At 37.1% G+C, this 26,206-nt stretch carries 17 protein-coding genes and 1 tRNA gene; 6 read left to right on the forward strand and 12 right to left on the reverse strand.

The window, feature by feature from the left end:
* Together AAC037_RS01345 and AAC037_RS01350 are read right to left on the reverse strand one after the other, a co-directional pair.
* On the reverse strand, nt 1-440 hold a 440-nt coding region (locus AAC037_RS01345; RefSeq protein WP_339901057.1), incomplete at its 3' end, for a class I SAM-dependent methyltransferase.
* Nucleotides 441-565: 125 nt separating this feature from the next.
* On the reverse strand, nt 566-4,327 hold the full coding sequence (locus tag AAC037_RS01350; protein WP_339901058.1) for an SNF2-related protein: 3,762 nt from the start codon (nt 4,325-4,327) through the stop codon (nt 566-568).
* 266 nt (nt 4,328-4,593) lie between these two features.
* On the opposite strand from AAC037_RS01350, the gene AAC037_RS01355 reads away from it, so the two are divergent.
* Together AAC037_RS01355 and AAC037_RS01360 are read left to right on the forward strand one after the other, a co-directional pair.
* On the forward strand, nt 4,594-6,513 hold the full coding sequence (locus AAC037_RS01355) for a hypothetical protein (protein ID WP_339901060.1): 1,920 nt from the start codon (nt 4,594-4,596) through the stop codon (nt 6,511-6,513).
* A complete protein-coding gene (locus tag AAC037_RS01360; protein ID WP_339901062.1) occupies nt 6,510-8,405 on the forward strand; it encodes a hypothetical protein in 1,896 nt (631 codons plus the stop codon). Before AAC037_RS01355 ends, AAC037_RS01360 begins: the two co-directional genes overlap by 4 nt.
* 186 nt (nt 8,406-8,591) lie before the next feature.
* Here the strand turns inward: AAC037_RS01360 and AAC037_RS01365 are convergent, their stop codons facing one another.
* The 4 genes from AAC037_RS01365 to AAC037_RS01380 all read right to left on the reverse strand — a co-directional run bounded on the left by AAC037_RS01365 (nt 8,592) and on the right by AAC037_RS01380 (nt 11,873).
* Entirely contained in the window at nt 8,592-8,921 is a 330-nt protein-coding gene (locus AAC037_RS01365) for an L-rhamnose mutarotase (RefSeq protein ID WP_339901064.1), read from the reverse strand.
* A gap of 13 nt (nt 8,922-8,934) precedes the next feature.
* Nucleotides 8,935-9,768 (reverse strand): amidohydrolase family protein, encoded by an 834-nt coding sequence (locus tag AAC037_RS01370; RefSeq protein WP_339901065.1) that lies wholly within the window; start codon nt 9,766-9,768, stop codon nt 8,935-8,937.
* 17 nt (nt 9,769-9,785) lie between these two features.
* A complete protein-coding gene (locus AAC037_RS01375; RefSeq protein ID WP_339901067.1) occupies nt 9,786-10,871 on the reverse strand; it encodes a ketoacyl-ACP synthase III in 1,086 nt (361 codons plus the stop codon).
* Nucleotides 10,872-11,237: 366 nt separating this feature from the next.
* Nucleotides 11,238-11,873, reverse strand: coding sequence for a peroxiredoxin (locus AAC037_RS01380; RefSeq protein WP_339901068.1), 636 nt, complete (start codon nt 11,871-11,873; stop codon nt 11,238-11,240).
* Nucleotides 11,874-12,103: 230 nt separating this feature from the next.
* Between AAC037_RS01380 and AAC037_RS01385 the strand changes: the two genes are divergently transcribed.
* Nucleotides 12,104-12,175 (forward strand) — tRNA-Glu (locus AAC037_RS01385).
* Between the two features lie 137 nt (nt 12,176-12,312).
* Here AAC037_RS01385 and AAC037_RS01390 read toward each other — a convergent pair.
* The 3 genes from AAC037_RS01390 to AAC037_RS01400 all read right to left on the reverse strand — a co-directional run bounded on the left by AAC037_RS01390 (nt 12,313) and on the right by AAC037_RS01400 (nt 16,515).
* Nucleotides 12,313-14,028, reverse strand: a complete 1,716-nt coding sequence (locus AAC037_RS01390; RefSeq protein WP_339901070.1) for a chloride channel protein — start codon at nt 14,026-14,028, stop codon at nt 12,313-12,315.
* A gap of 617 nt (nt 14,029-14,645) precedes the next feature.
* Nucleotides 14,646-15,116, reverse strand: coding sequence for a DUF4943 family protein (locus tag AAC037_RS01395; protein WP_339901072.1), 471 nt, complete (start codon nt 15,114-15,116; stop codon nt 14,646-14,648).
* 100 nt (nt 15,117-15,216) lie between these two features.
* A complete protein-coding gene (locus AAC037_RS01400; RefSeq protein WP_339901074.1) occupies nt 15,217-16,515 on the reverse strand; it encodes a dienelactone hydrolase in 1,299 nt (432 codons plus the stop codon).
* Nucleotides 16,516-16,748: 233 nt separating this feature from the next.
* Here AAC037_RS01400 and AAC037_RS01405 point away from each other — a divergent pair, with 233 nt between their 5' ends.
* A complete protein-coding gene (locus tag AAC037_RS01405) occupies nt 16,749-18,986 on the forward strand; it encodes a SulP family inorganic anion transporter (RefSeq protein WP_339901076.1) in 2,238 nt (745 codons plus the stop codon).
* Nucleotides 18,987-19,064: 78 nt separating this feature from the next.
* Entirely contained in the window at nt 19,065-19,859 is a 795-nt protein-coding gene (locus AAC037_RS01410) for a DUF1080 domain-containing protein (protein WP_339901077.1), read from the forward strand.
* A 5-nt stretch (nt 19,860-19,864) separates the two neighbouring features.
* Here the strand turns inward: AAC037_RS01410 and AAC037_RS01415 are convergent, their stop codons facing one another.
* Nucleotides 19,865-20,569, reverse strand: coding sequence for a LytTR family DNA-binding domain-containing protein (locus AAC037_RS01415; RefSeq protein WP_339901079.1), 705 nt, complete (start codon nt 20,567-20,569; stop codon nt 19,865-19,867).
* A gap of 1 nt (nt 20,570) precedes the next feature.
* Entirely contained in the window at nt 20,571-21,605 is a 1,035-nt protein-coding gene (locus AAC037_RS01420; protein ID WP_339901080.1) for a histidine kinase, read from the reverse strand.
* 198 nt (nt 21,606-21,803) lie between these two features.
* Here AAC037_RS01420 and AAC037_RS01425 point away from each other — a divergent pair, with 198 nt between their 5' ends.
* Nucleotides 21,804-24,176 (forward strand): outer membrane beta-barrel family protein, encoded by a 2,373-nt coding sequence (locus AAC037_RS01425; RefSeq protein WP_339901082.1) that lies wholly within the window; start codon nt 21,804-21,806, stop codon nt 24,174-24,176.
* A 529-nt stretch (nt 24,177-24,705) separates the two neighbouring features.
* Here the strand turns inward: AAC037_RS01425 and AAC037_RS01430 are convergent.
* Complete coding sequence (locus AAC037_RS01430) at nt 24,706-26,064, reverse strand: efflux transporter outer membrane subunit (RefSeq protein WP_339901084.1); 1,359 nt, start codon at nt 26,062-26,064, stop codon at nt 24,706-24,708.
* Nucleotides 26,065-26,206: the final 142 nt, after the last annotated feature.

The raw sequence follows: 26,206 nt of genomic DNA on the forward strand, positions 1-26,206 counted from the left end.
CTATAGGCCAAATTATTTTTACTAAAAGCTTCAAAAATAATTTGACCCCCTTTTTTTAAATATTTATCCAAATTTTTATGATATACTGATTTGAGATTAGCCGGAAAATGAGCATAGATAAGTCCAATCACATCAAACTCTTCTTGAGGGAAATTTACAGCCCCTAAGTCTCCTACTTGATAGTCTATGGTCACTCCATTCTTATTGGCCAATTTCAAGGCTTTTTTCTTTCCTTCCTCACTTTGATCGAAGGCAAAAACAGACCAACCGATTTTGGCTGCAAAAACCGCATTTCTCCCTTCCCCTTCAGCCGGTAATAGTATTTTACCCGCTTTTAATGCTTCGATTTTTTCCTCAAAGAACACATTGGGTTTTTCTCCATAGGCATAATCTTCTTCGCCATACCTTTCATTCCATTTTTTTATCCAAATATCTTCCATCTTCCAAACATTTTAAATTATTTACCGAATCCCTAATTGAGAATCCCAGCATCCTACAAATTATTTCAGCTCAAAAAGCACATCACAAGGTTGTTAAAACATATCAATTCCTTTACAATAGACAATCAATCAAACAAGGCCAACATTCCGTCTCCATCTAACGATCCAAGGAAGCTATCACCTTCTGCAATCACCTCCTTTGCCATTTTTGTTTTGGCCTGCTGAAGCAACATTATTTTCTCTTCTATTGTATTGGTACAAACCATGCGGTAGGCAATTACGTGTTTTTCCTGCCCCATGCGGTAACACCTGTCTATGGCCTGGTTTTCTACTGCAGGATTCCACCAAGGGTCTAGAATGTAAACATAATCAGCAGCAGTTAGGTTTAAACCTGTGCCACCCGCTTTCAAACTTATCAAAAACACCCGCTTGGCTTCATTATTTTGAAACTGATTGACGCGTGCTTCACGTTCTTTTAGGCTTGTCTTACCATCCAAATAAGTATATTCAATTTCGTTTTCCTTTAGCTTCTCCTGAACGATATCCAACATCTTCACAAACTGACTAAACACCAATATTTTATGATTGCCGGTTTTCTCTGTAATATGTTCAAGCAAAGTGTCTATTTTGGCAGAAGCAAATTGGCCTCCGTTGTTGGGAACAAGGGCGGTGGAATCGCAGACCTGTCTTAACCGGGTAAGCCCTTCTAGAACAAACATTTTGGAAGATGCTGCCCCTTCCTCTTCAAATTTTTTAAGAAGATAGTCCCGGTATTCATTTCGGTAGGCGTCATATATCTTCCTTTGTACAGCATCCATCTCACAAAACAAGTATTCTTCGGTCTTTTCAGGCAACTCGGTCAGCACCTCTTTTTTGGTCCTTCGAAGTATAAAAGGTTGAATCTTTCGCTGAAGTTCAGATAAAATCTCAGCATTACCTTTTTTCAATGGTAGAAGAAAATTGTTTGTAAAACCCTTAAAATTTTGAAAAAATCCTGGATTGACAAAATTCATCTGCGCATACAACTCCCCTAGCCCATTTTCAATCGGAGTACCGGTAAGTGCTACTTTGAATTTTCCTTTTAATTTTGTGATGGCCTTATATCGCTGCGAATTGACATTTTTTATGGCTTGTGACTCATCTGCTATAATGGCATCAAATTCGATCTGCTTTAATAGATCTAAATCATTAATTACCAACCCATAACTGGTCAAAACCAACTGATGCTTACTAAGTTCTTCCACCTTATCATAACGATCACCGTGATGGATAAAGTAATCGATATGTGGCGCGAATTTTTCAAGCTCACTCTTCCAATTAAATAACAGTGTTGTAGGAACTATGACAAGTACACGTTTCTGTGTTTTTTCCACCATTTTGCAAATCATGGCAATAAGTTGCAAGGTTTTCCCTAATCCCATATCATCTGCCAAGATTCCTCCCCATCCATATTCCTGTAGAAAATTTAGCCAATTTAGCCCAACATGCTGATAATTTCTTAAAGAAGCTTTCAACTGCTTGGGAATGGATGTTTGTTGAATTTCGGTAAAGGCTTTCAACCTTTCTTTTTTCTCTTCAATTTCTTGTAATACTTCTGGAAAGCTCGTCAATTCTGGAAGGTCATCGAGAAGGTTAAATTGGGTTTTGGCTATTTTAATCTCCTCTTTATCTGTCTCTCCCGTACGGAAAAGACGATTGAATTTTTTTATCCATTCTTCAGGCAAAATACCAATTGTACCATCTGCCAACTCAACAAAATTATTATCCTTTTCCAAGGCCCGTTTAATGTCTTTCAGCTTCACCTTGTTATTACCAAAAGCCACCTGAGCATTGACTTCAAACCAGTCTTGGGAGGAGCCATATTCCATGCTGATTTCAGGAGGAAATGGAGAGTATTTTTTGATTTTTATATTCTCCAGTCCAAGCACCCTCACCCCATTTTTCTTAAGCAATTCAAAGGCCTTCATGAACCAAAGCTTGTCCATAAAGGCTTCATGTGTCAAATGAAAAAAACCTTGCCCTCCTCCTCTTTTAAAACTAGGATGCAAATCTCGCAGAAAAGCAAGGTATTCATCTTCTACGTCTTCATCTCGGAGATAAAGTGTCTTGGTGTCAGGATCTAAAATGGAATTACCTTCCAAAGGATTGGAAAAGGCATTTTCACCATATTTGACTGAAGGCCGGAAAATTACCAAGCCGGTCAATTCTGTAACATACAATTCCCTTGGCAATTTCCCTTTCCCTGCGGATTCTTGAAACAATCCTGCTTCATCTATAATTTCAACATTTTTAGACATTGGTAATAAAATATTATTAATAAAATTATCCAAATTGCTTTCTAAAACTTGTATCACAGGAAAATCCCTCAAAAACTCAAGCACTTTCATTTCTTCCGGACTTCGTAAATAAAAAAGCAACTGATTTAAAAAGGTTGCGTAAATAGGATTGCTCTCCAACTGTTCATTTAATTCTTCAAGGAGATATTCTTGCTCACCGGATTTTAGAATGACTAGGACTTCAAATAACAAACCTACTTTGCGGATTTTAACAACCAATTTTGTGGGCAATACTTGTAACGTATGCCTTAAATTTCTTTTTTTAGGGTATTGGGATTCTTTCGTATACCCCTGAAAATAGTATAGTTTATAATCAGAAGTAAGCTGTAAAAATGCTCCAAATTGATCATGTATTAAGTGGACATCTTTCTTTTTAATGGCCCTATTCACCTTATTTACAGCCATGAAAATCTTTTCCAAATTCAAATTGTCTCCCAAACGCTTATCCTCTGGATCTTCCAAAAGTGTGAATTTAACGTTCAAAGCTTTAGGGTCATTTTTACTCCCCTTTGCCATAAAGGCAAAAATACTTTCTAAATCCCCACTGTAATCCAGTACCAAAGCAAAGGCTGCATTGTACCTACCCCATTCAGACTCATTCTCAATGTATTTGAGTTTCTCTTCTGTTAACTGGGAGGACTTAAACAAGTTTTTTTCCATGATTGAGGAAACCACATCAACATTATAAAAACCCCTAATAGGTCCTTTAGGCATCAAAATAATTCCCTCAGTAGAAAAAGCAATCGTTAAAGCCTCCATTGGGTTTTTTATTTGTTCCTGTAAGCCAAAATGTTGTAAATAATCATCCATGGCTTGCCTTCTCTGAGAGCTACTTAATAAAAGTAGGTCCTTTAGTTTTGGATTTGTATACCTATTTTTAAGCCATTGCAAACCTTGTATTACCTGACTCCCTCTGTTGTTTGATCCATCAATTATGACTTTTCCATCTAAATATTCAACAGAAATTTCATGCAGCTGGCCATAAATGTTTACACTGTAATTGTAGCCATTTTCCAAAAAAATCACATCTTCCAACACCGCCTGAACAACTGTATCCGGAAGGGTTGGCATCATTTCAGCCAGATTTCTAATTTCTGGCTGACTGCATGGGATTTCTAAAGGATACGTCAATTTTATAGGTATAACCCTTGCCCCAGTCCCATTTTTATTGAAATCATCAAATGGCAACAAATTTTTATTGCCTTCCATAAAAGTTTTATCACCATTATTGACCTCTAAAAATAATATGGCTGCTGCGACATGTTTGCATTCCAAGTTTTCCAAAAAATAAAAACAATCACAATCACATGCCTCATCAACAAAATAACCAATCTCATCATCCCATTCATTGTCCATTAAACCTATAGAAACTTGGTAGTATGGCTCAACATTACCTTTTACTAAAAAATAAAAACTTTCCAATTCAGTGTCAAAATAATCAAAAGAAACCATACCCTTTTGAAGAAGTAACTTCCCTCTTTCAATCAATTGGGATGACATTTCTTTCTTGAGAATTCTCAAATTATAGATTTGACTTTTAGTAAGTGACATGCATTAGTATTTTGGGGTAAAATAATGGGTTTTAACTATAGAAAAAAGGTTTCAATTTCTTTTTTTAATCCATCCTTAGTAATAAAAAAAAACCGGGGATGTTCGTCAACTTAATCCTATTCATGCTTAGTCCTATTATTTAAAAAAACAAATCTAATTTAATTTTTAAATGCAATAAAAATAATTTGAAATACATTTATCATTATTTAAAAAAATTTGTTTAGGTTTGTAAAAACTTTTTAGTTCAATAAATCTTTTTAACAAAAATGATTAATAAAACATTTATCCGTTACTTTCAACTTTTTAGTTTGATCGTTTTTGGAGCCTGCACCACAGAATATGAACTTCCTCTATCGGCCAATGGAAGCATAAGTTTTCAAGTCAAAGAAAGCTTTGTAGAAAATGAACAAAGTAGAAATCTGCAAACTCCTATCCAAGGGGTGAGCAACCTTGTGCTAAGTATCTCCACAGCAGATGGTTCCGAACAGGTATTGGATCGTAAATCTTTACCTGTATTGGGTTTTGGGGATCAACTCCTTATTGAAGACCTTGTTCTTTCCCCGGGAAGCTATCAACTTAGTGCTTTTTATTTAACGGATAGTAGTGGCAACATAATGTATGCTACTGCAAACGAAGGCTCCGAATATGGGGATTATTTAGCAGCCCCTCTACCTATTCCATTTGAAGTGACCGATAACGGATCCCAAAACTTAAGCCTTGAAATCATCTCCACTGCTGGAAAAAACCCGGAGTCTTTCGGTTATGAACCAGGTATGGAAGGTTTCCGGGAGACCTTTTATTTCTTCATTTCAGCAGTGCGTGAAAAGGTTGATGACTTTTTGGACTTTATCCCAGCAGAATTAACTGTTACCCAAAGAGACCATATTTTGACCCAGCAACTTAATGGCAAATTGAACAAGATTGTTCTACCAAAGAGCTCTGGCAATTTTGATCTTTCACTAACCTATGGCCCTTTCCAGCCTATAGCAAAGGAAATAAGTTACGATAGCCTACAAAAATTTGAGCAACTTCCTCTGATTCTTGAAATGACAAAAAAACGCGATGATGCGTTTTATATCGGTGGGACATTCAAAGGGAATATGACTTTGTCCACCCAAGCAGCCCTAGATTCTTTTGGCCTAAAGGGCTATGATATTATTGAGGGGAGTTTAACCCTAGGCAATACACCTGAGGATTCATCCGATCCCATATTAGACCTTTCTCCTTTGGCCACAATAGACCAAATAGATAATAATTTAAACATCATAAATAATCCTGAATTACAATCATTTGAGGGACTGAGTTACCTCCGATACATTTCCCAAGAGTTAGTAGTAAAAAACAACGCTCTTCTAGAGTCATTTTATGGATTGACTTCTTTGGAGAAATTACCAGGTTTGAACCTAACAAACAACCCTAGTATCCGAGACTTTAATGGATTTAGCCATGTGGCTCCTATGATAGCATCTTTACATATTGAAAATATGGAGCACTTTATTGGATTGGAAGGAGAAGGGTTTGAAAATGCAATCAATCTGAGAAGTGTAACTATTATTAGCAATCCTAATCTAATACATCTAAGTTTTCCTACACAAACTGAAACCATCCATTCTAGACTTTATGTAACTAACAATCCTGCATTGATCTCTTTCGGTGGTGGTGATGGCGGATTTAGAAATATATCGAACCTCGAACTAAATAATAACGAGAATTTGGAAAACCTGGAAGGTCTACTTCAACCTAAAGGTGAGGGAGTAAAAGATTTGATTATCTTAAACACTCCCAAACTTACTACCCTATCTCCTCTATTTTTAGCTGAACAAACCGGCGAAATACATTTGGAGAACAATACATCTTTAAAAGATATTACAGCAATTGCCACTGCGGACATAATTTTTGGAGATATCAATATTATAAATAATCCTAAACTTGAAAATCTTAATGGTTTCGAAGGTGGTAAAGTCCTTTATTACTTCGTTTATAAAGGAGAAGATCCCTATCCGGGATATGTCTGGACACCACCTGTGAAAATCACTATCAAAGATAATGTATCACTTGTCGATTTTTGTGGGCTAAAGGATATCAAGGTGACACTCGTTAATAACCTTCCATTTGGCACAGAGATTCAAGGAAATGCCTTTAATCCAAGTTTTGACAATATTCGTAGAGGGGAGTGCAAACCATGAGAGATTTTTCCTATAAATTCCGATCAGTCCTTTTTATTCTTTTAATCTCTCTTGGTGGAGGGTGGATATCCTGTGAAGAAGCAGAACAGCCAAGTGTAATAACAGACCCAGATGAAAAGGAAGACCTAAATCCTACTTCTGAAGAAATAGTACCTACAATTGTAATAAAGATTGGCAAAGTTTCAGACAATTCCTTAAAGCAACTTAAGGTAACGAACTACAGTAATGCAATGATCACTATTCAAACATCAGGTGGAGATACTACTGCTTACAATAGTACGCTTATTCAAGTCCAAGACAAGGGAGACCATTACTTGACAGAAAAAATCATTCTTCCGGAAGGCTCCTATCAAGTGGTTGCATTTTATGTGCTGGATGATAACAATGACATCGTAGAGGCAAGCCCCAAGAAAAGCTCATCACTGAGCAAAGATCAAAATTTATCATTGCCTTTGCCATTTGAATTAGAAACCATAGAAACTGAAAATGAGGAGGAAGCGGAGGTGGAACTTTCTCTGCAGGTGGTAGCTGCAGAAGGACATAGCCCCTCTGATTTTGGTTTTCAGTCATTTGACTTAAATATTGTAACTGCTAATTCCAATAAAATCTATATGGCAATGGTTACTGACCAGCGATTAATGGACTTTTTGCCCGGATCAATTGAGATTACGGCAGACGGGGAAATCATTACCCAAGAACTAATTGCGGGAATTAATGAATCTGCAACACTTCCCATTGCCGAAAGTTATGCTATACTATTTAAAAGTTTCAACTATGATGATTTCATTGATACCCTAACCTTTGATCAATTAAAGTCCTATGTTGAGCAGCCGTTGGTAGTTGAAATGGTAGAAGCAGAAATTAAATGTGTGGGTGGTGATTTCATCGAAGATTTGGTATTGACTACTCAAACAGAATTAAACAACTGGGCATTGAGATGCCATATTGGCATTTATGGGGATCTTATTATTCAAGGAGGTGATGGACAAGACCCTATCGTAGACCTGAGCCCTTTGGAATTGGTCACTCATGTCTATGGGGGTTTAAAAATTGAAAACACTTCAAACCTAAAAAGCCTCCATGGATTGCAAAACCTAAATCTTGTAGAAGGATGGGTAACGATTGATGGAAACGATAGTTTGGAAACACTTGAGGGTTTATCTTTATCTGAAAACCAGCAAGTACATTTAACGATTTCAAGCAATCCTAATTTATTAAATTTTCATGGATTGGAAAAAATAAAAAAATTGGGCTATGTATTCATCAATTCTAATCCAAAAATAGTCAATTTCAAAGGGCTAGATCAAGTACAAGAGATTTCTGGCCTGGAAGTTTCTTTCAATGAAGCACAAACTTCATTCGAGGGGCTCAATAATGTTCGTCTAATAGGTAATCTTGAAATTATAGGTCTAAGGATTACCGACTTTAATGGATTTCAAGGAGTAGAGTCCATCAGTTCCCTAACGCTGTACAACCTGTATGATTTAGAAGATTTTACAGGATTTACGGGCACCGTGACATCTTCCATAGATTTAATGAGTAATGGTATCAGGAAATTGGAAGGACTTACGGTGTCAGAGGAGTTAAGGAGTGTAAACATCAAAGATACCTCTCTTGGTAATCTTCGTGGTTTGAGCAATCTTAAAAAAATAACTAGAAGCCTAACAATTCAAGATAATATTAATTTTAACTCATTGGAAGGACTAGATAACTTGGTCTCTGTTGCCGGAAGCATGATTATTCAATCAAATAATTATCTCACCAACTACTGTGCTTTATCAAAGCTAGTAAATGAAGGAACACATCCGGAAATAACGATTGATGACAATGGTTATAATCCCACGCTAGAGCAAATTCAAGGAGAGGAATGTAAAGGGGAAATGGAATGGTGAAATTATCCCGGATAAGCAATTTGCTTATCCGGGATTACTTATTAAACCAGAAATATGGAGTAAAATTTACCTCGTGAAATGCTCCCAATTCTTGCACAAGTGCCTTGGAGTACCAGATTTTTTTTAAATCAGATTAAAAAACCATGTATTTTTGGAAGATAGAAGAAGTTATCAAAAATCACTGTTCTACAAGGAAAATATCTTTTCCATTAGTACCCATTTCTCTTCTTTTTTGGCCCAGGGTAAGCTTTTTTGAAAGGTTCCCATTAATTTTTCCCACGCCTGCACCTTTTCGTTGCTTGCGTCCATTTTAGCTTTTTCTTCAAAAGAAAAAGATGCGCCTACCTCCATTATCATAAATAGCCGATTACCAGTGAGGTAAATATCCATTACCTGAACATCTGCATCTTTAATACTAGAGATAATTTCTTTTGAGACCTTTTTGTGATGGTCAACATACTTTTCAATAATTTCCGGATCATCCTTTAAATCCAGGGCAAGGCAATATCTTTTCATAATATATATAAAATTAAAGTCGATAGAAATTAATGGCATTGGTTCGCCAAATCTTTTGCATTGCTTCTTCACTATAGGCACTAAAATAGCCTTCCACCAAACCAAGCACTTGTTCATAGCTCCCGGCCAATTGACAAACCGGCCAATCTGATCCAAACATTACCCTATCTTCCCCAAATGACTGCATTATTACATCCATATATGGATAAAACTCTTTTTCATCCCAATCTTTCCAGGCTGCTTCTGTAATCATTCCGGACAACTTGCAAAAAACGTTAGGCATCTTTGCCAAGACTTTGATTTTTGCTTCCCAGTCCTTGATATGACCTGCTTTGATAGGGGGTTTGGCAATATGATCCAATACAAAACGTCCCTCCTCAAAATTAGAAACCGTTTGGATAGCCCCATCCAATTGATGGGGAAATACCAATAGATCATAGGTATACCCTGCCTTAAAAATTAACTTTAGTCCATTTTGAAAAGCTTGATTTAAGATAAAGTTAGGATCAGCTTCATCCTGAAGCACATGCCTAAATCCTTTTAACTTTTTATGACTTTTATAACTGTCAAGGGTAGTTTCCAAGTTTGGTGATTTCAAATCTAACCAACCTACCACGGCCAAAATAAATGGGTGCTTCTCTGCCAGTTTCAAAAGAAATTGGTTTTCTTCTTCATCTTGAACTGCTTGTACTGCTACGGTACCTTCCACCCCATTTCTTTGGAGGATAGGAAATAAATCATCCGGTAGGAAATCATGCTTCAATTGAAGCATCTCATCACCAATCCAAGCATACCTTTCACTGTTATACCGCCAAAAATGTTGGTGTGCATCAATTTTATTTATCATATTTTGGGTTTCTTGACTTAAGGGTGAATGTATACAATGGCATTAATATTCATTCCGGCGCCAACAGAGGCGAAAATTGAATGATCACCTGGGTTAAAGCTATGGCCTTCTTTTTCTCCTTTCGCGATTAAATCATATAAAATAGGAACGGTAGCTACAGAATTATTACCCAACTCCTGAATACTCATAGGCATAAGGTTTTCCGGTATCTCCTTCTTTTTATAAAGCATAAACAGGCGTTCTAGAATATTATGGTCCATCTTCGCATTTGCCTGATGAATCAACACATGTTGAATATCTTCTATGCCCTTACCTGCACGATCCAGACATTCTTTTAATGTTGCCGGCACTGTTTTAATTGCATATTCATACAGCTTCCTCCCATTCATCTTTAAAAATCTTGTATTGTCCGGGTAATTTGGATTGTAAGACACATCCATATTAAGCAAGTGCGCATGGTTAAGTGTGTCTGATCTAGTGAGGTGTGCGATAATCCCTTCTTTTGAGTCCCCTTCTTTGGCTTCTAAAATAACTGCCCCGGCTCCATCAGAGAAAATCATGCTATCAATGTCATGTGGATCAGAAATTCTTGACAAATTTTCTGCACCTATCACCATCACTCTTTTTGCATCACCGGATTGAAGGTAATAATTGGCTTGAATCATCCCTTGCACCCAACCCGGACAACCAAAAGGCAAATCATAGGCAACAGTGTATGGGTTTTCAATCCCTAGTTTGTGTTTCACCCTAGCGGCTAGGGTTGGACAGGTATCAATTCGAATATTATCTTTCAATATGTCCCCAAAATTATGGGCTACGATAATATAATCAAGCGATTCTCCGGTAATACCGGATGATTCTAAGGCGTCTTTAGCAGCCAAATGAGCCATATCTGAAGTCATCAAATTGTCTTCAAGATATCTTCTCTCCCTAATTTCTGTGATTTTTTGTAGGGTAGCTACAATATCCGGATTGGCTTTGACCAATCTATGGCCACTTGCATCGTAAAACTCTTTTGTTAAAAAATACTCATTGGAAATAACCTGGGTTGGTAAATATTTCCCTGAACCAACAATTATGCTACTTATTTTTTTCTTATCCATTAACTAATTGTTCTTTCTAAAATTCTAAGACTGCTAAAATAGGCATTAATACCATTTGGTTGATGAAATTTCCTGAATGATGTGCATTCTACTAACTAAAAAATCAAAGTAAGTCTGTTTCTAATCAATTCTACCATTTTGTAAGGTGAATATATACGATCAAGCCATTTATATTTTAATCTCCCTCCTTGAAATATTGCCTCACCTCTAGTATAAATACCCACAATATACAGGAATGACTACTTTATTCTAAAACATTATTTTTAACATCAATAATATTTGTAGAATATCGATCTGAGCAAGGGCTTTTACTTATAGGCGAAACCAATAAAAAAAGGCTGAATTAAATCAGCCTTTTAAATAATATTACAAATCCGGTTGTGGTGTAGTTCTCAGGTAAGGTTTAATCTCTTTAAATCCTTTAGGGAATTTTGAAGGGATGTCCTCCGTTTTAATTGCAGGGGCTACAACCACATCTTCACCTCTTTTCCAATCTGCAGGAGTAGCTACAGAATAATTAGCAGTCAATTGTAAAGAATCAATTACCCTTAATAATTCGGCAAAATTTCTTCCGGTGCTTGCCGGGTAGGTAATTATTAGTTTAACTTTCTTATCATTCCCAATAATAAAAACAGAACGAACAGTAAAACTTTCGTTTGAGTTGGGATGAATCATGTCATATAGCTCAGATACTTTTTTATCCTCATCCGCAATAATTGGGAAGTTTACAGTAGTATCTTGCGTTTCATTAATATCTTCGATCCAAGACCTGTGGCTGTCAGCTCCATCTACACTAAGGGCAAGCATCTTGACATTTCTTTTGTCAAACTCTTCCTTTAATTTAGACGCTGCACCCAATTCAGTAGTACAAACAGGCGTATAATCTGCAGGGTGTGAAAATAAAATCCCCCAACTGTCTCCTAGGTATTCGTGAAAATTAATTTCTCCTACGGAAGAATCAGCGGTAAAGTCCGGAGCAACGTCTCCTAATCTAAGTGCCATAATTGAATTGTTTTTAGGTTTTGAATTTAATTTTAGGTCTATTATGAAAACAGAAATGATTAAAATAAAGTTTACCGTTGGCTAAATAAATTAATTGAATAAATTTATTGCCTTATTTTCAAAGGATTGTGGGTAGTTTGAGAATATTTTTTTTGAGGGTTTTGGTTTGTTCTTGAAAGACCCTATATTTGCATCACCATTTAGAAAAAAGAGCACATCACTCACAAAATGGTCCGTTCGTCTAGGGGTTAGGACGTATCCCTTTCACGGATGAAACACGGGTTCGATTCCCGTACGGACTACAACAAATTTTATTTGTTTGCCGCCAGGCGAGCAAATTTTATTTGTGGTTGTTAGTGGTTAAAGTGAATAAAAAAACCTGATCATTCGATCAGGTTTTTTTGTTACCTAATTTTGGAGTCAAGTCTCAAAATTTAAACTATTCAGAATAATCTCTTAACAATGCACGATAGTTGGTTAAGATTTTTGACCTGCTAATAAAACCTATAAAATTTCTTTCCTCATTTAGCAAGGGCAGTTGCCATACATCTGCTTCATCAAACATCTTGGTCACCTCCATTACCGAATCATCAGGAGAAATAATGAATGGAGGGGCAATGGCCAATTGACTGACGCTTGTTCCTTCTGCAGATTCCTTATTCAATAGAAAAGGACGGAGTTGCTCCCTGTTCAACAAACCCCAAAATTGGTTATTGACATCCACTACAGCCATACTGTTCCTGAATTTATGCAGTACCTCCTCCATGCTATCCGTGGTGCAAATTTGAACTGAAGAGGGGTTGATACAGTCTTTTAGTGAGATTTGGGAAAGGATATTTTGATCTTGCCTGGTTGTAAAGATGTCGCCTTTTTCAGCCAATTCTTTAAAAGAAGGGTTAATCGGTGAGAAGGACCTGTTAATGAGGTAAGAAATAACAGAAACGATCATCAAAGGGATAAATAAATCATATCCGCTACTAGATTCTGCAATAAGGAAAATAGCTGTCAAAGGGGCATACATGGCACCAGACATCACCCCAGCCATCCCCACCAACATAAGGTTGGTAGTGGGAACCTCAGTAAATCCCATCAATTCTAAAGAGAAACCAAACACAAAACCCAAAAGTCCCCCAGCCATAAGGGAAGGTGCAAAATTACCACCATTACCTCCCGAATAAAGGGTAATACTAGTGGCAAAGGCCTTAAGCAAAATTGTAAGGGATAAGAACAAAATAATAATTAGCTCGGAATTGCCGAAATAACTAAAGAGGCTGTCCTCTATGAGTAATTCCACTTTACCTTGATAAATGGTTCTTATATTGATGTATCCCTCTCCAAAAAGTGGAGGAAATAAAACGCAAAGTACAGACAACATCAAGCCTCCTAAAATGGCTTTTAGAAGCATTTGTTTTTTAAAGCCCTCAAAAAACTTGTGGACGAACTGCCCTACCAATAAAAAATACCTAGAATAAAAACCTGTAAGCACCCCCAGCCCAAGGAAGTAAATGACATTGATATAGTTGAATGTTTCCCTCGCTTGAAAATTAAAAAGTATGTCTTCATTTAAAATTATGGTGGAAAGTAAACTTCCACAAATGGACGCAATTACTAAGGGAATAAAATCCGTGAATACCAACCCGGTAAGAATAATCTCAAAAGCAAACATAATTCCGGCAATTGGTGCATTGAAGGCCGCCGATATGCCGGCTGCTGCACCTGCAGCCAATAATAAGGTGCGTTCTTTAAAGCCCAAACGATACCTTTGGGCATAATTGGAGCCAATGGCAGAACCTGTAACAGCTATTGGGGTCTCCAAACCCACAGATCCTCCAAAACCTACCGTTATTCCACTTTGGAGGATTTGGGAATACATCTTGGTAATTTTTACCTTACTCTGTTTCTTTGAAATGTCTTTCAGGACGAAAGAGATCTCTTTCTCCTCATCACCACTAAAAAAGTATTTGACAATAAATGCTGTTAAGGTAATTCCTATTAATGGAAAAATCCCATATATAAGTAACCTTTCTTCAAAGGGGACATCAGTGCTAATGGAAGATTGGATATAATGAACAAACACTTTCAAAATTACCCCTGCAGATCCTGCACTCAAGCCTACCAATATACCGGATAGGACTAGAAATTGAGATCGGGTCATTTTCTCGCTAACCCAAATTAAGAAAAGCTCAATAAAATTAAATTTCCTATATGGATATTGAATAAAATTCTTTTTGAATTGTAAAAAGTTGATATAAAGAATTTTTACTTTTCTGTTCATTTAATTTCTCAAATCATTAAGTTGAAATAAAGGAGCAAAGGATAAGCAGAGCTAATAGTGTAATTATAGGAGTATTAAATTAATACTTGCCACCTTCCTCCTCTCAGGCTAAGGTTTCTGTTTACCTGTTTCTGAGTTTTAAAACACTTATGACTCTGAATTTCACTCTTGATTATTAGCCAAATCCAGTTAAAATGACCAATTAATCTATTCAATTGTATTTTGGGTTTTTAGGTAAATTTTCAAGATTTAAAGTTAGCATAAATTTTACATTATTTGTAGCTGATCGCCACCTAGACTAAATGGGTTTCAAGAAAAATATTAAAAAGTCATTTTTTAATGCGTAAAGGCACTTAATTATAATTGGAAAGCCCCAATCCCTGTAATAAAAAATCAAAACATGTAGTATTGTTTCAATGACCATTGGGCTATAAAATAATAGCATGGCTTCGGGTACTGCAGGTATGGAAATTAAGTTAGGTACGTTAATCCAAGGTTTAATGCCAACTCAAACCTGTATCAAGCAATGGGTCAACCTCCTTGAATTCTTCAAAACTTCGACCTTGATTATTCTGCCACCATTCCAAATAAGCTTGAGCCACTATGGGATGCGCATCCTCTTCTTGCACCAGATCGAATCCACCGCTCCTTTCTTTCACAACTGGATTTTGGGAAGGAAATTTTCCTATTAAATATTCGCTGTCTATCGCAACAGCACGAATCGATTCTATGGTCCATAATGCATACATTCCCAAAGAACATTCCTTATTAAAATACGAAGAAATCATATTCCGTGGGAAATTGGTGATTTTTTCGGTTTTATTTCTATAAGTCAACAGTTTAGGTATATCTGCTTCAGTAAAATCCGGCAAATCCATTGCTGTATATTCACCCTTGACCAATAGCGCAATATAATTCTCAACCTCAACATTTTGAAGGGGCTCTTCTTCATTATTATTGCAAGCCATAAAGGCTAGGAAACAAAAAAGCATCACAAAACACCTTAAACTTTTCATATTGTATATGTTCCGGTTATTTTAACCTAAATATAAAAAATATTAACCACATTTAAGGCGCTAAATGTTTCAAGGCTAGACCTATAGAGGTTCTAGGCTTAAAACCTTTCCAAGTTTCTTCCAATGAATCCTCGGTTAGATCTAGAAAAGATGAATAGTCCTTACCTTTTAAGTGAATCCCCAAGAAAGCTGTTACAAAATGTTGGTTGATATTGTTTATCCTTCTTTGGTCCCAAGCGGGTTCTGCATAACGCAAATACTCATCCAGATGCATCCCCTTTTGAAAAGATTCTGCCGGTGGTGGGTTTGGTGCTACGTTGTGTCGGGCATTCATATAGGTCAACAAGTACCGATTAGCATTGACAGCTCCATCAAAAATAGCCTTGATCCCATCCTCATAGCCCGAAATATCATCCTGATCACCTGCAATGAAAAAAACAGGAGTTTTAAGATTAGCTAATCCTTCACTATCCCAAACTCCCCTTGCCATACCCCATGGGGCAAAAGCCACTACAGCCTTAATCCTTGAATCAACAGACGCTGCATAAGAAGGATGAGCTATACTTCGTTCCATTATTAGGTCACTTCCTCCGGTCATTTGTTTAAAAAACCCACCAAAGCCTGATGAAAAACCTGCGCCTGCTGCATTTAAGGCACCATATCCACCCATGGAATAACCTACTAAGGCTGTATTCTCCACATCAATCATCCCTGCCAATATGCCATCAGCCCCCTTCTTGCCCAATTTCTCCATTTCATTGAGTACAAATAAATCGTCTATTGGCCGATGATAAAGCGTACTAGAAAATTTACCCGGATCTTCAAAAGTGGACTCAGTATGGTGAATAGCTGCCACCACATAACCTTTAGAAGCCAGGTTTTCTGTAAGGTAGGTCATCAAATACCTGGAACCCACATAGCCATGAGAAACAATTACCAATGGGAATGCGCCTTCATCATTTTTGGGAAGTGCGTCTCGTTCTGCTCTTCCTTTAAATGAGAAAGGAGAAAGTGGACGTTTTTCGTCGTTTGCCAGTCCAATAAAATCCTCATAAGTAATTTCTGTGGGACTATCTCCTTCTGCCGGATACCAAACCTCAACCTTTAGCGGCCTGTCATAAATGGGTTTTTCTTCCTTTTTAAAATTGGCCACATCCGGCTGATCTTTATGTAGGAAGTTTAAAGTCTTTACGCCAACCTTATACTCTCCACGCTCTGCCAATTCCGGAGCATCAGGAAGCATATCACCATAAATAAAATCTGGAGGATTGGTTTGGCTTATTGCTGGTTTTAAAGAAAATAAACTGAAAAGAATTAAAGAAATAGCATAGGATAGCTTCGTAAATTTCATAAGTTATTTGGGTTATTTGCTTTCTATTAAAAAAATCTAAAGATTAAAGATAATTTTTTTCTTGGATATAAATATTTAAGAGTTAGAATAATTTATTGTTAATTCTTATTCTATTTTTGTTTCAAGGATTTTGTTTGGAGGGAAAATATTTATCCATCATTGGCCTTGAATCTTGTTGATGCTTATTATTTATTTCAACTATTATCGTATTAATTAACGTCAACTAAAAACGAATGGATAAGAAGGAAAAGAATACTTTAAGTCAAGGAATCTTTACAAACCTGTCAAAAGACATCCCTTCCGGGATTGTGGTCTTTTTGGTTGCCCTTCCTTTGTGTTTAGGAATAGCACTTGCTAGTGGAGCCCCTTTAATTTCAGGGCTGATCTCAGGAATGATCGGAGGTTTGGTTATAGGATTGTTAAGTAGGTCTCATACAAGTGTTTCCGGACCGGCTGCAAGCTTGTCCGCTGTGGTATTGGTTGCCATCCAATTGCTAGGTTCTTTTCAGGTATTTTTGCTTGCCTTGATGATAGGGGGCTTAATTCAGGTGGCTTTGGGCTTTTTAAAGGCTGGAGGAATAGCAGATTATATCCCTACCAATATTATAAAAGGCCTTTTGGCTGCTATAGGTTTAATTTTGGTTTTTTCACAATTGCCCTATGCCGTTGGGGTGGAAATTGATGATAGCAGGCTTTTAGATTATTCCCAAGATACATTCACAGGCTTTCAAGAAAGGGTTCAAATGGTTGTCTCTTCCATAGCTCCCGGGGCACTGGTATTATCTGTTATTTCATTGGGTACAATGATTTTTTGGGATAACACCCCACTCAAAAAGCTTAAATTATTTCCTCCGTCACTTTTTGTGGTAATCCTTGGGGTGGCCCTCAATCAATTTTTTAAGTTGTTTGTTCCGGAGTTATTCCTAGATGGGGTTCATCTTGTCAATATTCCTGAAATCAGTCACTTTAGCGCGCTCTTCACATTTCCTGATTTTTCGGCTATCAATGATGGTAAGGTTTGGACTTATGCTTTCACCATTGCAATCATAGGCTCTATTGCTACTTTATTGAACCTAGAAGCCACAGACAACCTGGATCCCCACAAAAGAAGAAGCCCACCCAATCAGGAATTGGTTGCTCAGGGAGTGGGTAATACTTTGACAGGTTTATTAGGAGGCATTCCGATTACTTCTGTAATTGTGCGCAGTTCAGTTAATATAGAGGCAGGAGCTGAATCCAAGCTATCCACACTCATCCATGGTTTTCTCTTGATGATTAGTGTGTTATTTCTCAGCAATATCATCAATCTCATTCCGTTAGCCTCCCTTGCCAGTATATTGCTATTAGTAGGATACAAGCTCACTTCGTTCCATATGATTCGGCAAATGTACCGCAAAGGCTGGCCACAATTTTTACCTTTTGCGGTGACCATAATAGCCATTCTTTTTACAGATGTGTTATTGGGTGTATTGATTGGATCTTCAATAAGCGTTTTTTTCTTACTTCGCAGCAATTTTCACAATCCTTATTTTATTGAGGCCACCAACCCCTCCAGCAAGAAAAAAACCATTCGACTAGAGCTTTCCAATGAAGTTTCTTTTTTAAATAAGCCTGCCATTAAGCGGACTTTATGGAATTTGCCCAAGGGGTCAAAGGTAATCGTAGATGCCTCTTTTTCTTCTTATATTGAACCGGATATTATTGAAATATTAGAAGATTATAAGCAGACCTTCGCCATAGAAAACAATATCGATTTTTCTATATTGGGGATGGGTGAGAACTTTACTGCGAAGAAAAAAATATTTTTGGACAGAAAAGATACCCAAGATCGAAGTGATTTAAACGCTCCCCATAAAATATTAAACTTCCTTGAGGAAGGAAACAAACGCTATATCGACGGAGATTTGGTTTCCCGAAGGTACCAAAACAAAAAGTTAAAGGATTTTATTAAAGTGGATCCCTTGGCGGTAATGGTCAACTGTCTAGATATGCGGGAACCACTCAACATGCTTATGAACACGGGAATAGGAGATCTCATTCCTCTGAAAGTGGCAGGAAATTTATTGGACAATCACTTGATAGAAAGTATTGAAATTTCTTGTAGAAACCAGAAAGCCAGGCTGATTTTAATCATGGGAAATACTTCCAATAAGTTAATTTTAGCCTCATTAAAAAAACTGGTAGAAGATCCTGACTCCGGCATAAGTCCCCTATTGGTTCCTGCGATAAAGGAAAAGTTTTTGGCCCCTGACCAATTAAGCAAAGCAAACCTCGTGGAATGGACTGAGCGATTAATGACCTGGAATCTTGCGTATTCTAAAAAACTAATCCTTACCCAAAACAGCTACCTCAACTACGAGATATCGCGTGGTAATATTGGTTTATGTACTGCCATTTTTGACAGAAAATCAGGTAAAATAGATTTTTCTCCGCTTTATGTTTCTGAAAAAGTAACCAATAATAATTCTTAACTTAGTTTTTGAAACAGTTTACTCAATAAAATAAGAAAAATGAAGTGGTCATTGATCAAAAACCAACAAAAATATATAATGTCATCGTTCACATGGTTCATCCTACTATTAATTATTTCTTCTTGTGAAAGAGGTGAGTCCAAAACCGCTGAAGGGATAACCGAAGAGCCATGGGAGATCATTTTCAATGGAGAAAACCTGGAAGGTTGGACCCCAAAGTTTCAGCACCATGAATCAGGAGATAATTATGCCAATACTTTTCGAGTGGTAGATGGAGTAATTCAAGTAAATTATGATGGCTATGAAAGTTTCGATGAGCGCTATGGCCATCTTTTCTACAAAAAACCCTATGCTTCCTTCCATCTCAAATTCGATTATCGTTTTACTGACCAATGGATGGAAGACGCACCAAGCTATACCTACAGAAACAGCGGGGTAATGTTTCATTCTCAAGCCCCTGAAACCATACTGAAGGAGCAAGACTGGCCGATATCCGTAGAATATCAAATGCTGGCAGATGCCGGAGATGGTAAGCCGAGACCTACCGGAAACATGTGCTCTCCGGGTACTGAAGTTTACTTTGAAGGAGAAATGGATCCCAGGCATTGCATAAACTCCAGCTCTCCTACTTTTCCATGGGATGAGTGGGTGCATGCAGAATTAATCGTATACAGTGATTCTCTCGTGATACATAAAGTAAATGGTGAAGAAGTTTTACAATATACCAAACCACAAATTGGAGGTGGTGTAGCCACAAGATTTGATCCTGCCTATAAAGTAGACGGAAAATTATTAAGAGAAGGATACATTGGACTACAAGCTGAAGGACAAGGAGTTGAGTTTAAAAACATAAAAATTAAAGCTATTCATTAATAGTTTTATTTGAGAAACCTTTCAGCAAAAGCTTCTTTAAAAGCCCTGCCAATGGGTAATTTTTCCCCATCAAGTAAAGTAATCATATTGCCGGAAACCTTTTCTACTTGAGAAATATTTACAATAAAGGATTTATGAATGCGCACAAACTGCTGTTCATCCAATAAATCCAACCACTTTCTCATGGGTTCAGAAGACAGGTATTTTTTTTCCGGAAGAATAATGTCGCAATAATCTCCATCTGCTCGAAGGTATATGATATCCTGAAAAGGAATACGAATATGATCATAACCTAGTTTGACAAAGTGTTCCTTTCTTTGCTGCTCAGGTCTATTAGAAACATATTCTTTAGGCAAAGAAAAACCTGCAATGGGAACCTTCCCTACTGCCTTTACAAACCTTAAAAAAGAAAAAGGTTTCAATAAATAGTCCACCACATCGAGCTCATAGCTTTCTAAAGCATATTCGGAATAGGCAGTTGTAAGTATGATATAAGGCTTTTTATTGAGACTTTTGAGAAACTCTAAGCCTGTTAACCTTGGCAGGTGTATGTCCAAAAAAACCAAGTCTATGTCATTGGTATTCAAAAAACTCATGGCTAAAATGGGGTCACTAAAGGTTCCTTTTAGCTCTAGGCTTCCCAAGTCTTCTATGTATTTTTTTAATATCCTTTGTGCAGGTGGCTGGTCTTCTATTATGATACAGTTCATATCAGTCTTTGTTCAATACCATTTCTAAAGTTACCTTATACATTGAATCCGTCAGCTGAATCTCCAACTCATGCGCATCATGATAAAGCAAGTCCAATCTTTTTCTAACATTGCTTAATCCAATGCCTTTTCCGGCATTGGCATCCACATTATCGCCCTTGTAATTGTTTTGACAAACAAAAATTAATTTTCCACCCTCACTTATCGTCAACCTAATGTCTATCACAATTTGTTCCGATTGACCGGATTGACTGTGTTTAAATGCATTTTCTATAAAAACATTCAATATTAAAGGAGCGATTACAAATCCTGAAATTTGTTCTGGAGCCTCAAAGCTAACCTTCCCTCTTTCCTCTATCTGCATTTCATACAAGCGAGTAAAATTTCTCAGGTGCTCTATTTCCTTCGAAAGAGGAACTGAAGTTTCTTTGCATTCATACAGCATATACCGAAGTACTGAACTTAATTCAAGTATAATTTCCGGAGTTTTAGCAGATTTCACAACTGCATACGAATAAAGATTGTTCAGGTTATTAAAAAGGAAATGAGGGTTTATTTGGGACTTTAAAAAAGTCAATTCCCCTTCTTTAATGATGGCCTTTAACTCTTCTACTTTCCTTTGGTTTCGAAGGGCATCCCAAGCAAATTTAAAGCCTGATAAAATTACAATAACCGGCAATACTTGACCTAAACTAAACATCACACCGGGAAACCCTGCTCCCCTTGAGTCAGGAAAATACCATTTTTCTATCACAAATTCTTCCATAATAATGACCAGGGCAAGGATTATGATGGTTAGACCGAAAAAGGCTATGTATTTTTTTGAGTAATAAAACTTAGGTAATAAAAGGTAACTAATGCAAAGATTTGCAATGGTATAATTGAGAAAAAAAACAACATCATACCAATGAAAAGAATTGACTTTGCTCGGATGATTGCTATCAATTACATAAAAACTGAAAACCAAAGCATGTAAAACAAGCTGAAAAAGAAGCTCTTTTCTTGATAAGTGCTGAACTGTGGGATGCCTACTCATGGTATAAATATATGAATTGTGTAAGCCAAGAGACAAATTTTATGGTTGAACATCAAATATATCACTGTAAACAACAAGCTTTTCTTAGAAATCAAAATTATGTCGTTTGGCAGATAAATAGAGCCGTTTACCGAATACATTATTAGGATTCAGGATTTATTATCAAATTCAAATTACAAACCGAAAATATTTAACTTCATGAAAAGACTACTAACATTTGTCACAGTATTGTTTGTGACATTATTTTCTTCACTGGCACAGGATATTGAAGTATCCGGAAAAGTGGTGGACTCCAAAAGCAAAAGCCCAATTGAATTTGCTACAATTAAATTACTGGATAAAACCTCAGGCAATCTATTGGTGGGAACCACTACAAAAGCGGACGGTGGCTTGTTGCTGATAACTCAAGCGGAAGACTTTGTACTTGAGATTAGTTTCATTGGCTTTATTTCTAAAACTATTGAGGAATATCAAATAAATAACGGCAAAGTTGATTTCGGTACAATATTGTTGGAAGAAGACAGCAAGTTAATGGATGAAGTAATCATCCGGGGAGAGCGCTCCTCTACAGAGTTTAGGTTAGACAAAAGAATATTTAACGTAGGCCAGGATTTGAGTAGTACCGGAGCAAGTGCACTTGAAGTACTTAATAATGTCCCCTCAGTCACAGTGGATATCGAAGGTCAGATTCAATTGAGAGGTGCCGGAGGTGTGCAAATCATGATTAATGGCAAACCTTCTGTTTTGACTAGTGATGGTGGAAGTGCATTGGGTACTTTGACAGCCGATATGATTGAAAGTGTTGAGGTAATTACCAATCCATCGGCAAAATACGACGCAGAAGGTACTTCCGGTATTATCAATATCGTTTTAAAGAAGGAAGAAAAGAAAGGGATTAATGGCTCTGTATCTTTAAATACAGGGGTACCGGAAAACCATAGTTTAGGCTTTAGTTTAAATAAAAGAACAGAAAAATTTAATCTCTTTAGTCAAATTGGTTTTGGTAAAAGAAAATTTCCTGAGAATTATAAAGGTTATAATAGAAATGAAACGGCCAATACAGAAATAAATAATTATGGAGAAAGAGACAAGGGAGAATCATTCTTAAATATAATCTTGGGAACAGATTACCACATCAATGATCAAAATGTACTTTCCCTTACCGGTAACTTTGCTTATGAATGGGAATCAGAAACTTCTTTAATAAACTATCAAGCGATTGGAGCAGACAATGTGGTTACCTCTGCCTGGCAAAGGGACGAAGTGACTTCTGCTACCAATCCGAAATGGCAATTTGAGATGCAGTACAAAAAAGACTTCTCTGATAATAAGGATCATTTTTTATTGGTCAGTGCTTTGGGTAGTTCCTTTTCGAAAGATCAGGAATCCTCCTTTAACAATACTCCAGAATTTGGTGAAGAAGCTTTGAGTGACCAACAACAAACTCAAACGGACTTTGGGCAGGTAGAATACACTTTTAAAGCCGATTATACACAACCATTTACTGAAGAAATAACCTTTGAAGCTGGTGGTCAATACCTAATTACTGACGTTGGCAATGATTATTCAATTAGTAACTGGGAAAACAATCAGTGGGTGGTTGTAACCGATTTATCCAATTCTTTTCTATACAATCAAAAGGTTTTAGGAATCTACAGTACCGGTTCTTATGAAGGGGAAAAAGCAGGCATAAAATTAGGCTTAAGGATGGAAAACACCGATTTGTTTACCCTGCTGGAGCAAACCGACCAAGAAAACAACAGGAATTTCACCAACTTTTTCCCTACGGTTCATACCTCCTATAAAATGAGAGATAACTTTAGCCTTCAAGCCGGATATTCCAGAAGAATCGCCAGACCAAGATTGTTTGATTTAAATCCTTATTATAATATTCGAAACAATTATAGCATCAGAACCGGAAACCCGGATTTACTTCCTGAGTTGACGGATAGCTATGAAATCACAGGTATATTTGACCACAAAACCTTTTCCTTAAGCTCTTCCCTATATCACCGATACATCACCAGTACCGTTGAGAATGTTACTCGATTTGAAGGGGATGTAGCCATCTCAATGCCCATGAATATCGGCACCAATAAAACCACCGGATGGGAAGTAAACGGTAAATACACACCATTGGATTGGTTGTCATTTAATGGAGATTTTAATTACAATTACTTCCACAGAGAAGGTACCTATGAATCAACAGATTTTGATTTTAATGCCGATCAATGGTCAACAAGGCTGACTACAAAAATTGACTTCCCTGCAGATTTCACCCTAGAAATGGTAGGAAATTACCAATCAAAAAGACAAACTTTCCAAAGTTTAATGAGTGGTTACGCCATGGCAGACATAGGTGTTAGAAAAAAAGTATTGAAAGGAAAAGTGATCCTTAACCTGAGCGTAAGGGATGCTTTTGCCAGTAGAATTTTTGAAAGTGAAACCATTCAAAACAACTTTTCTCAATACAGCCACCGAATGCGTGGGCGTTTTGTGACTTTTGGTTTAAGTTACGGATTTGGAAAAGGAGAAGCCATGGAGTTTAGTGGTCAAAAAAGACGTTTTTAAAACATAACAAGCCTCTAAAAGAGTGGGTAAATAATTATAATATGCTTGTTATACAGTTGTCACAAACCTTGTTTTGTGGCAACTTTTTTTGTTTTATTGTAGCCTGAAGCTGAAAGAGGTATTTTTGCCCTAAATAGGCATTATACCATCTGTGACCTATTGAAGTCACTTCAAGATTTGCACTCCCTGCAATCCCAACATCCCATGAGAAATTTCAAAAAATCTTATTACAAAATCCGGGTCTAATAGTATCATTCAAAAATTGGAGAAGTCCATTTCGCCAGCGCTGAAAAATATTAAAGCAACGCCTAAAACAACGATGTCTAATTTTAAAGTAAATGGAAGAAATATTTTTTTAAACTGTTAAAAACAATCCCTAAAGTAGCTTAGGGATTAATCTTCCAAACTACTTTAGGGAAATTAAATAGGATTGACAATCAATGGACTAACCAAGAATCCATTCTCAAAATGGAGACTTAAAACTATGAGTAGGCCTCTTCAACTCATCACAGCAAGTGGACGTTATTGACTACTGCCATCCCCCACCAAGGGACCTGTACAAGTTGGTCAAGGACTCAAGTTGAGTATACCTTGTATTAATCAATTTGATTTCAGAATTCAATGCATTTTCTCGGGCAGTAATCACTTCCAGATAATTTCCAATACCATTGTCAAGCAGTTCCTCAGAATAGTCGATGGCTACCTTGTAAGCATCTAACTCCTGTTTTAAAAGCTTTTCCTTTTCCTTGGCTGCTTGAAAATTATACAGGGCGTCAGAAACCTCTTTCTCTGCATTAAGAATGGTATTTCTAAAGTTTAAATACGCCTGCTCTTGTTGGGTCTTGGCCACTTCTAACTGGGTTTTTAACTTCCTTCCATTTAAAATTGGTTGTGTAATACCCGAAATAATATTGGCAAAAGCAGAATTCAAACTGAACAATTGATCCAATTCCAAACTCTGGATACCTCCGGTGCCTGTAATACTTAAGGAAGGATATAAATTGGTCTTTGCCACATTGCTTAATTCAAAGGCATTGATCAGCCCGTATTCTGCGGCAAATACATCCGGTCGGTTTCGCAATAATTGCACCGGAAAACCTATGGATAGTTCTTCAGGTAAGCTTTGCTCATCTAGGCTGCCTCTGGAAATTTCTTCAGGGGACCTAGCCAATAATATTGCCAATGCATTTTCAGTTAAATGCAAGTCCCTTTGCAAATCCACTTTCAAGGCTTTGGCGGTAAACAGTTGTGCTTCTGTTTGCTTCACTCCTACCTCGGTAACTATCCCTGCAATTTTTAATGAAGCCGTTGTTTCCAAAGCCTGTTCCCTGTTGTTGATAGTTGCGTTGGTCAGTTCCAATTGTTCGTCCAAAGCTAACAATCTAAAATATAGATTGGCAATGTCATTAATCAGCCTGGTTTTGACAGCCTGATGTGCAGCAACGGATTGCAAATAGGTGGCTTCAAAAGCTCTTCGCTGGCTTCTAATTTTTCCCCAAATGTCTGCTTCCCATGAAAAGCCAACTGAAACCTCATATTGGGTGATACCTCCATCAAAAAAGGACCCGAATTGAGAGTTTCTTGACAATTCTTGATGAGTTGCTTGACCTGTGCCAGATAAAGTGGGCAATTGCCCCCATTTTCCCTGCTTGTAGTAAGCCTGTGCTGCAAGAACCTTCTGTAATGCTGTCCTTATATCAATATTGGCAGCCAGCCCTTCTTCAATATAATCAACCAAGGCAGAGTCAGTAAACACTTCTCTCCACGAATAATCAGCCATCGTAATGCTGTCTTCAGACAGCAAATCTGTTCGATAATAACTTTCATCTACCAGATCATTGGCCTGCTGGTAATCTTTGGCCACAAAGCATGATGGTAAAATTATCAACAAAAAAGGTATATATAGACTATTTTTAAACATAGTAATTAAGCGTTTTCTAGAGCTTTGGCTTCCTTTTTAGGACTGATTTTTTCCTGAAGCCATTGAAATAAAATAAACAAAATAGGGATGACAAAAACGCCAAGCACAG

The sequence above is a fragment of the uncultured Cyclobacterium sp. genome (assembly GCF_963976465.1).
Classification (GTDB): domain Bacteria; phylum Bacteroidota; class Bacteroidia; order Cytophagales; family Cyclobacteriaceae; genus Cyclobacterium.